Origin of the sequence: Acetobacter persici (assembly GCF_018256955.1) — a bacterium.
GTDB classification, from domain to species: Bacteria; Pseudomonadota; Alphaproteobacteria; order Acetobacterales; family Acetobacteraceae; genus Acetobacter; species Acetobacter persici.
Genome location: NZ_JAERKU010000020.1, coordinates 40,308 through 48,097, shown reverse-complemented (window position 1 = coordinate 48,097; position 7,790 = coordinate 40,308). Strand labels below are relative to the sequence as shown.

5 protein-coding genes are annotated in these 7,790 nt (G+C 55.3%); 2 read left to right on the top strand and 3 right to left on the bottom strand.

Annotation, left to right across the window (positions count from 1 at the left end):
- Window positions 1–83: 83 nt before the first annotated feature.
- From JK199_RS15030 to JK199_RS15895, 3 genes are all read right to left on the bottom strand, one after another.
- On the bottom strand, window positions 84–2,546 hold the full coding sequence (locus JK199_RS15030; protein WP_212377426.1) for a TonB-dependent receptor plug domain-containing protein: 2,463 nt from the start codon (window positions 2,544–2,546) through the stop codon (window positions 84–86).
- A 147-nt stretch (window positions 2,547–2,693) separates the two neighbouring features.
- Complete coding sequence (locus tag JK199_RS15025; protein ID WP_212377424.1) at window positions 2,694–3,986, bottom strand: MFS transporter; 1,293 nt, start codon at window positions 3,984–3,986, stop codon at window positions 2,694–2,696.
- 40 nt (window positions 3,987–4,026) lie between these two features.
- Window positions 4,027–5,169 (bottom strand): peroxidase-related enzyme, encoded by a 1,143-nt coding sequence (locus JK199_RS15895; RefSeq protein WP_244985209.1) that lies wholly within the window; start codon window positions 5,167–5,169, stop codon window positions 4,027–4,029.
- Between the two features lie 130 nt (window positions 5,170–5,299).
- Here JK199_RS15895 and JK199_RS15015 point away from each other — a divergent pair, with 130 nt between their 5' ends.
- Together JK199_RS15015 and JK199_RS15010 are read left to right on the top strand one after the other, a co-directional pair.
- Window positions 5,300–6,307 carry a LysR family transcriptional regulator gene (locus tag JK199_RS15015; protein WP_212377423.1) on the top strand — a complete coding sequence of 336 codons (1,008 nt, stop codon included), beginning with the start codon at window positions 5,300–5,302 and terminating at the stop codon, window positions 6,305–6,307.
- Window positions 6,304–7,767, top strand: coding sequence for an NAD(P)-binding domain-containing protein (locus JK199_RS15010; RefSeq protein WP_212354055.1), 1,464 nt, complete (start codon window positions 6,304–6,306; stop codon window positions 7,765–7,767). The genes JK199_RS15015 and JK199_RS15010 overlap by 4 nt, the downstream gene beginning before the upstream one ends.
- Window positions 7,768–7,790: the final 23 nt, after the last annotated feature.

The following is a 7,790-nucleotide window of genomic DNA, read 5'->3' as shown; positions in this document are numbered from 1 at the left end:
GCCATTCCCTCAATTAGAACCGGAGGAATGGAAGCATACAGAAGAACTCAAAACCAGGGGGTTTTTCGAACCCTCCAGGTGCCTTAAAAATTAAAAGACCCACGCACATAATAATAGCCGCCCATAAAGCCTGAGGGAGAATAGGTGGCGTAGCGGTAGGAGCCGGTGGGTGCTGCGGCGGCGCGGCTGACCTGTGTAGGGTATTTATCAAACAGGTTATTTGCGCCTACCGTGACATGTGCGCGCTCTGTAATGCCGACATCAAGATTGATGTCCGTATTCCATTGCGGCCGCACTTTGGTCCATGTGGAAGAGGGCTGGGAGGGGCTGACAATAAACGTCACGCTGCCATAACGCTGTTCCTGAATGGTCAGCGTGTAGCGCCCTTTATGCCAGACCAGAGAGAGTGTTTCCCGGTTTTTAGGCGAGGTATGCAGCAGGTCATTCTGGGAGAATTTATTATAATAATCCTGCCCGTAAGCCGCGAGAATAGAAGGCGTTTTGCGATAGCGTGAAATTTGCGTATCCGCGATATTCACGTTTACACCAAACTGAAGGCTGTGCCCCTGTGGCAGATTAAGCAGATATGTTGCATTCACATCGCCCCCATTGGTCACGGTATCTACCGGGTTGGTGTAATATTGCACATACCGCACGCCGGAGATTCCCGCACTTTCAAGCAGACCCTCAATGGATGTGCCACCAAAGTTGGATGTGCTTTCCAGCCGGTCGTTAATGCCAATGCGATAGAGGTTGGCGGTAATGTGGAAATTATCGACGGGTGTTGCGTCAATCCCGACGCTGTAGCTGCGTGAATATTCCCCTTTACGGCCTTCCGCGCCAAGCAGGCGGGCAATCTGGCTGACGGAGGACGCGTAGGCAGACTGATATCCGGGGGTGGAGAAAATAGTGCTGTAATACAGGCCAGCCAGCGTGGGCGGACGGTAGCCGGTATTGATATTTGCACGTAAGGCCCAGCGTTTGTTGAAGTTATAGCGTGTGCCCATGGAGCCGGTAAAAGCCGTTATGGTGTCTGAATAGTTTGTGGCGTGCCCACCCAGAGTCCATTCCCATTTTTTTGTGGCCCACAGGTCCAGATTGACGTGGCCATCAAAAATATCACGGTAATGATTACCCGCAGCGGATGGTGGTGTGCCGGAATAGGCCGACGCACCCGGTGCCGCGGCTTTCCCTGCGTTCGGGCCATCCAGAATGGCAACGCCCCCATCTCCCCAGGATTGTGTGTCTCCCTGAGTCATCTGAAAAGTATCGTGCCGGTATTCCCCGCCCAGTTCCACGCCAAGCGGTTTGGCCAGAATGGAGGAGGGAATGTCGCGGGATATTTTAAAACCTGCTGTCAGATCAGAGGCAATGTTGGTGCCGTTATAGAATTTGGTCTGACTGTTCAGGCCGTAAGTCGGGCTAATGGTGTCATACGCGCCGTAGCGGAGCTGGTCTCGGCCATACAGCACATAGGCATCCCAGTTCCAGCCATACAGATCCCGGCCGCGGATACCACCATTCACCTGAAAATCGTTTTCTTCCGTTGTGAGGTGTGGAGAAAACCCGTTGGGGAAAATGGCGCGTACGTTTGCATCATTATTGGCCGTGCGGAAAAAGCCCGGCGCATCCACATCACGATGACTATAGGTTGTTGTGGTATAAAGAGAAATCTTGTCTGTAACCGGAAGGGAGCCATTGGCGCTGAACAACTCGGACAGAGACCGGCTGATACCCTGAATACGGTTTACATCATTCCCGATTTTTTGCTCGCGTGGGTCCAGAGACCCATCGGGCAGGCTGAAATACTTCTGACTCGTATTTAAACCGGAACGATTTGTTGGTTGCTGATGGGTGATTTGGGTTGCAAGGTCAAGGAAGCCACCGTGGTGCCCAAGTGCAAAATTATAGTCCCCATAACCATCAATCCCGACACCATCTCCAGCATAATAGCCGCTGTCCTGAAGATTGACGGAGCCTTTGCCTGGTGTGGATTTCAAAACGATATTCACGGCGCCGCCAATGGCTTCCTGCCCGTACAGGGCAGTTGCACCGTCCATGATGATTTCCACATGGTCAATCGCGCTGATGGGAATCAGGCTGATATCAGTCGGCTGGGACCCTGTAGCGGGGCCGGTATTGAAGTTGAAGTTTGCCCCCAGATGCCGCCGTTTTCCGTTGACCAGAACAAGCGTTTCATCCGGACCAAGATTTCTTAAAATCATAAGTCTGGCAACGTTATTTGACCCAATCCCGCCAGCGGGGGGGGAGTTGATGGCCGGAGCCATCTGAGCCAGTGCGGCAATCACGTTGGTCTGGCCGGTCGCCATCAGCTCTTTGGCGCTGACAACTTCAACATGCGTGGTGCTATGCCGCCGCGTATTGTTGGAAAGCGCGCCAATGCCGGTGGTTACAGAGCCAGAAACCAGCACAGATTCCGCTTCTGCGGTTTTGGTCTGTGTGGTTGTGCTTGTGGTTGCTGCGTATGCTGATCCCGTCAGATCCAGACTGGCAAGAACACCAAGAGCAAGATTTTTCTTTATCATGGGCTATACCAGAAAAAAGAGGGTGAATCGGATAATGACTTAATTATATGGAAGGATTTAAAAACAGCAACAAAAAATCTACAATTTTCGTGAAAATACATAAACACTAAAAAATATAGTTATTTATTTGATGGAGAAATCTGGTTTCTAGGCTGTTTTTTCAGGCGTTTGTTCGGAAATTGGGCTGAGTAAAAGATAGGTGGCTGCTATCAGGCCGATTGCGACTCCACTCATAACAAACAAAGCAGGAGCCATGGCTTTTCCGCTAATGCTGATTAGCCATGTGACAATCAGTTGTGAGAATCCACCAACAACAAGCACAACCATATTGTTCACAATGGCCAGCATGGTGGTACGGGAAGCTGGTGAGAGGATCTGCGTGATCAGTGTGCAGTAGGAGCCAAGAAACATCCCGCTGACAAAAGAAAGACTGATTTGCATAATAATCAGGCGCGTGATGGAGGGGGACGCGACAAGCCACGCGTAAAGTGGCCATAAAATAACAAGATAGGTTGCAAGGCTTACGAAAATAATGAGTTTTTTATTGATAAAATCAGAGAGGTAACCGCTGAATGGCACGACGAGCAGCATGGAGGCCGCAGCCGACATCTGCACAAGATACGATCCTGTGAGAGAAAGATGCAGGATTTTTGTCGCGTAGGTCACGACATATCCATAAATAATATAGAAAGAAACGGTGCTGGCTGTCACCAGACCCATCCCTGTCAGAATTTCACGCCACTGAGCCGTCAGGCTCTGCATCATGCCTAAATTTTTGACGGCTTTCCGTTTTCCTGCTGCTGCGCCAGACATTTTAAGGCGAATTGTCAGGATAAGGGGAATAATAAAAAGACCGAAAGCAAAAGGCAGACGCCACGCCCAGGCATGGACCTGTTCTGGTGTGCACCATGTTGTCATCAGATACCCAACGCTGCCGCCGAGAACCTGCGCGATAATCTGCCCGGTGATCTGCCATGAGCCAAAAAAGCCCCGGCGGCCGGGAGGCGCGATTTCAACAAGAAATGTCGTCGATGTCGCAAATTCGCCGCCGACGGAAAATCCCTGTAACAGCCGAGCAATGGCGATCATGATCGCACCCGTGACTCCGGCCTGTTCATAGGTGGGGGCGCAGGTAATAAGTGCGACGGCGACTGCCATGAGCCCCATCCCAAGTGTCATTGCTTCCTGCCTGCTGTGGCGGTCAGCATATAAACCAAGGCAGATGCCGCCCAAGGGCCGGGTAAAAAACCCGACACCAAACAGGGCGGTTGACATAAGAATAGCCGAAACACTCCCGGCGGATTTTGGAAAGAACAGCGTGCTGATAATCGGGATCATGTACGAAAAAATGGTGAAATCATACCATTCCAGCGCATTCCCGCCGATTGATCCGATAATGGCGCCCCACCGTGTCCGGGCTGTGTGCGATCTGTCCATCATGTCGGTGTCTTTCCAAAACGCCGTGGGGCGAAGGCCATTTTCAAGGGGGTGAAACGGAGTGACCCAGTGTGTGCATCAGGCGATTGGCCCAGCCGAAAATGCCGGTCGCGCAAATCAGATCAAAAATTTCCAGATCAGACAGGCCGTGATCCCGCAGGAACGTCACATCCGCGCTGGAGAATGTGGCTGGGGTACGGGTCAGTTTGACGGAAAAATCAAAAATCGGCTGCCAGTATTCATCATTCAGGCAGGCATCCGGCCCTTCAGAAAAAAGGGTTTCCACCAGTTCCGGGCGTTTTGTAAGCTGGATAAAGCGCCGGGCATGGACGGACGCGCAATAGAGACAGTGGTTGATCAGAGAACAGCCCAGTGCCCCCATTTCCCGCCCAGCGCGGGAGAGGCCATCGCGACCATACATGATCGCGTTGAACAGAGGTGACCTTACCGCAAGACTTTCCGGGTCATGCGCCAGTGTCAGCACGTAGTCTGAAATTTTGGTGTTGGACGGGGTGATTTTCATCGCGTCCCGCTGTTCTTCCGTCGCGTCTTCCAGCTTTACGGGCTGAAGGTATGGAATCCACTCCAGCGGTTCGGCCGTGAAGCCTGCTGTGCGTGCCTGTGCAGGAGCGTCAGTCTGGTGGTCTGTTGCCGGTGCCTGCATGTCTGCCAGAGTGCCCGCCTCAGCGCCTGTGAGGGCCTGCATGCCCAGCGTCAGGCGGGAGAGATAGCAGACGCAGGCAATCAGTTCGGCCAGATGCACAATTTCCGCATCCGTAAGCCCTGCGTGCCGGAGCGCTTCAATATCCGCCTGTGTCGCGTCTTTCGGGCGCACAGTGACCAGATCCGCATACCGGACGAGTGCTGTCACAAATGCGTCGGCTTCCGGCAGCGCATCGTTCTGCGCCAGCGCGGTGAAAGAGGCCGCGGGGTTCAGTCCGTCCAGAGTCTTCAGATAGAGGGCGGCAAGGGCCGGCGCGCAGGACAGGCGTGCCATGCGGGCTGCAAGTGCAGTGCGCAGGGTGTGGCTCAGCCGTCCCGGCTTTTGCGGGGAAACAACGGCGGCGTTCGCCTGTGCGCTCATGCTCAGAATATCCGCGCGCGCCGTCATTACCTCAGCCAGATCATGGCGATGCGGTCCGGTGGCAGACGTCGTGAGGGCCGTCAGGAAGGGCAGAATGTCCATGCAGAAGCGGGTCCGTAATCGTTTCTATACCGCACGATATTGATCCGGTTTATGCATGGCAAGAAGATTATCATCCATTTTCCAAATTCTTTCTTGATGCAGGTTTGCAGCCCGCATACAGTCTCGACTCATGAAGCCTGATCTTCCTGACCTGAAACAGCTTGAAGCCTTCTGTGCGGTGGTCGCCGTAGGGAGCCTGACGGGGGCCGCCCGTTTTCTGGGGCGCTCCCAGCCTGCGATGACGCGCCTTATTCAGGAACTGGAAGCCTCTCTCGGCTTTGCGCTGTTTCATCGGAATGGTCCGCGCATTGTGCCCACGGAGCAGGGCATGCTGTTCCATATGGATGCTGAGCGGCTTATGGCGAATGTCCGGCGCATGAACGAGCGCGTGGCGGCAATTGCGCAGGATCAGGCGCCGTCCTTTGAAATTGCCGCAATCCCGGCTCTGGCGACCGGCCTGATACCGTATGCGCTTGCGCAGCTCCCTCCGGCCCTGCTGCCTAAAGCCGTGCATGTGCAGTCTGTCAGCGCTGAGCGGGTCGTGCAGTCTGTTATGGAACGTACGGCGGATCTGGGGGCGGCCAGCTTTCCTGTCAGCCATCCGGAGCTGGATGTGCTGTGGGTGGGGCAGTCCCGCTGCGTGGCTGTGCTGGATAAGGCGGACCCGCTTGTGTCCAGCCCGGTTGTCCGGCTGGCGGATCTGACATCCCGCAGGCTGGTGACAATTGCCAACCCGTATCGCCTGCGCAGCCGTGTGGAAAAAGCCTTTGCAAAAATAGGGGGGTTTCCACCCTCATTTATTGATACCAACACCAGCGTGACCGCTCTGGCTATGGTCCGGGCGCAGCTTGGGGTTGCCATTGTAGAGCCTGCCACGGCCTGTGGCCTGCTTTTACAGGACACTGTGGTCAGGCCGCTGGACACAGCCATTCCCTTCTTTTTTGGCATTGTAAAAGCCTCAGGCCGCCCGCTTACGCCGGGGCTGGACGCACTGGTTGATGCCCTGCGCACGGCGTCCGCTGCGCAACTGCCGGAATTTGTGCTGCACGAGCGTGTAAGCCCTGAAATTACGGAAGAGGCCCTGCATGGTCTGGGTGGCCCTTCTTTATCCCCTTTGCCCGGAGACTGGCAGGTATGACGCTTTCTTTCCCTTCTGAATTGCCCGGTGGTCTTGCAAAACTTGAAGAACGGCTGAAGCAGGATCTCTCCTGGCTTGAACTTCCCGCAAAAAGCTGGGTGCCGGAGCAGTGCGTGGAGAACCGCACGGTGCGGGATGTGGTGATTATTGGCGGCGGCATGGCCGGACTGGCAGCCTCCGGCATGCTCTCCCGCTACGGCGTGCAGAACCATGTTGTGTATGACCGCGCTCCGGCCGGGCAGGAAGGGCCGTGGGTGACATATGCCCGCATGGAAACCCTGCGCTCCCCCAAAACACTGACGGGCCCCTGCCTTGGTCTGCCAGCCCTGACATTCCGGGCCTGGTATGAGGCCCGGTTTGGCGTGGATGCATGGGAGGATCTGGGCTTTATTCCGCGCGTGACGTGGATGGAGTATCTGCGCTGGTTCCGAAAGGTGCTGGATATCCCGGTTGAAAATGAGACGGAGCTTCTGGATATCCGGTCTCGGGATGATGGGCTGCTTGACCTTCTTCTGCGCCAGCAGGGGCGGGAAGAAACTGTTCTGGCCCGACATCTGGTGCTGGCAACGGGCCGGGATGGTCTGGGTGGCGGCTATATGCCGGACATTTTCAAAAATCTGCCTGAAGCATTCCGTGCCCATTCTGAGGAGGCTATTGATTTCACCGCACTCAAAGGCCGCCGGGTGACGGTAATCGGGGCCGGGGCGTCTGCCATGGATAATGCGGCAGAGGCGCTGGAGGCGGGTGCTGCACGTGTGGATATGCTGATCCGCCGTAAGGATATTCCCCGGATTAACAAATTTACCGGCATTGGCAGTCAGGGCGTTGTGCACGGGTTTCAGGCGCTCCCCGATTCCTGGAAGTGGCGGTTTCTGGATTACACCCTTGCGGCACAGACGCCGCCGCCGCGCCCCAGCACGCTGCGTGTTTCAAAACATCCCAATGCGTTTTTCCATCTGGGGTGCCCGGTGGAGGCAGTGGCCGTGGAGGGAGAGCATCTGCGCGTCACAACGCCGCGTGGCGTGTTTGAAACCGATTTTCTGATCGCGGCGACAGGGTTTGCTGTGGATATCGGGCAACGGCCAGAGCTGAAATCCATCGCCTCCAGTATCCGCTTCTGGAAAGATCGTTTCACACCTGCGGCAGAAGATAATCCCTCCGGCGTGCTGAACCCTGAACTGGAACTGTCCCCGGATCTGGGACCGGCCTTCGAGTTTCAGCCCAGAGAGGGGGTTGACTGCCCTGCGCTGGAAAAAATTCACTGCTTCTGTTTTCCGGCAACCCTGTCACACGGGAAAGTCAGCGGGGATATCCCGGCGATCAGTGATGGCGCGGACCGGCTGGCAAAAGGAATTGTCAGCAGTCTGTTTGTGGAAGACCGGGAAATTCATTACCGCAATCTGGAACAGTTCAACACACCAGAACTTCTTGGTGATGAATGGCAGGATGTCGGCTTCTGAAGCCGTGATGTGCGGGGCGCGGG

What these genes read in the sequence shown, in the direction of transcription:
- JK199_RS15010 (WP_212354055.1), top strand. Translation starts at nt 6,304, where the DNA reads ATGACGCTTTCTTTCCCTTCTGAATTGCCCGGTGGTCTTGCAAAACTT.
- JK199_RS15025 (WP_212377424.1), bottom strand. Translation starts at nt 3,986, where the DNA reads ATGATGGACAGATCGCACACAGCCCGGACACGGTGGGGCGCCATTATC.
- JK199_RS15030 (WP_212377426.1), bottom strand. Translation starts at nt 2,546, where the DNA reads ATGATAAAGAAAAATCTTGCTCTTGGTGTTCTTGCCAGTCTGGATCTG.
- JK199_RS15895 (WP_244985209.1), bottom strand. Translation starts at nt 5,169, where the DNA reads ATGGACATTCTGCCCTTCCTGACGGCCCTCACGACGTCTGCCACCGGA.
- JK199_RS15015 (WP_212377423.1), top strand. Translation starts at nt 5,300, where the DNA reads ATGAAGCCTGATCTTCCTGACCTGAAACAGCTTGAAGCCTTCTGTGCG.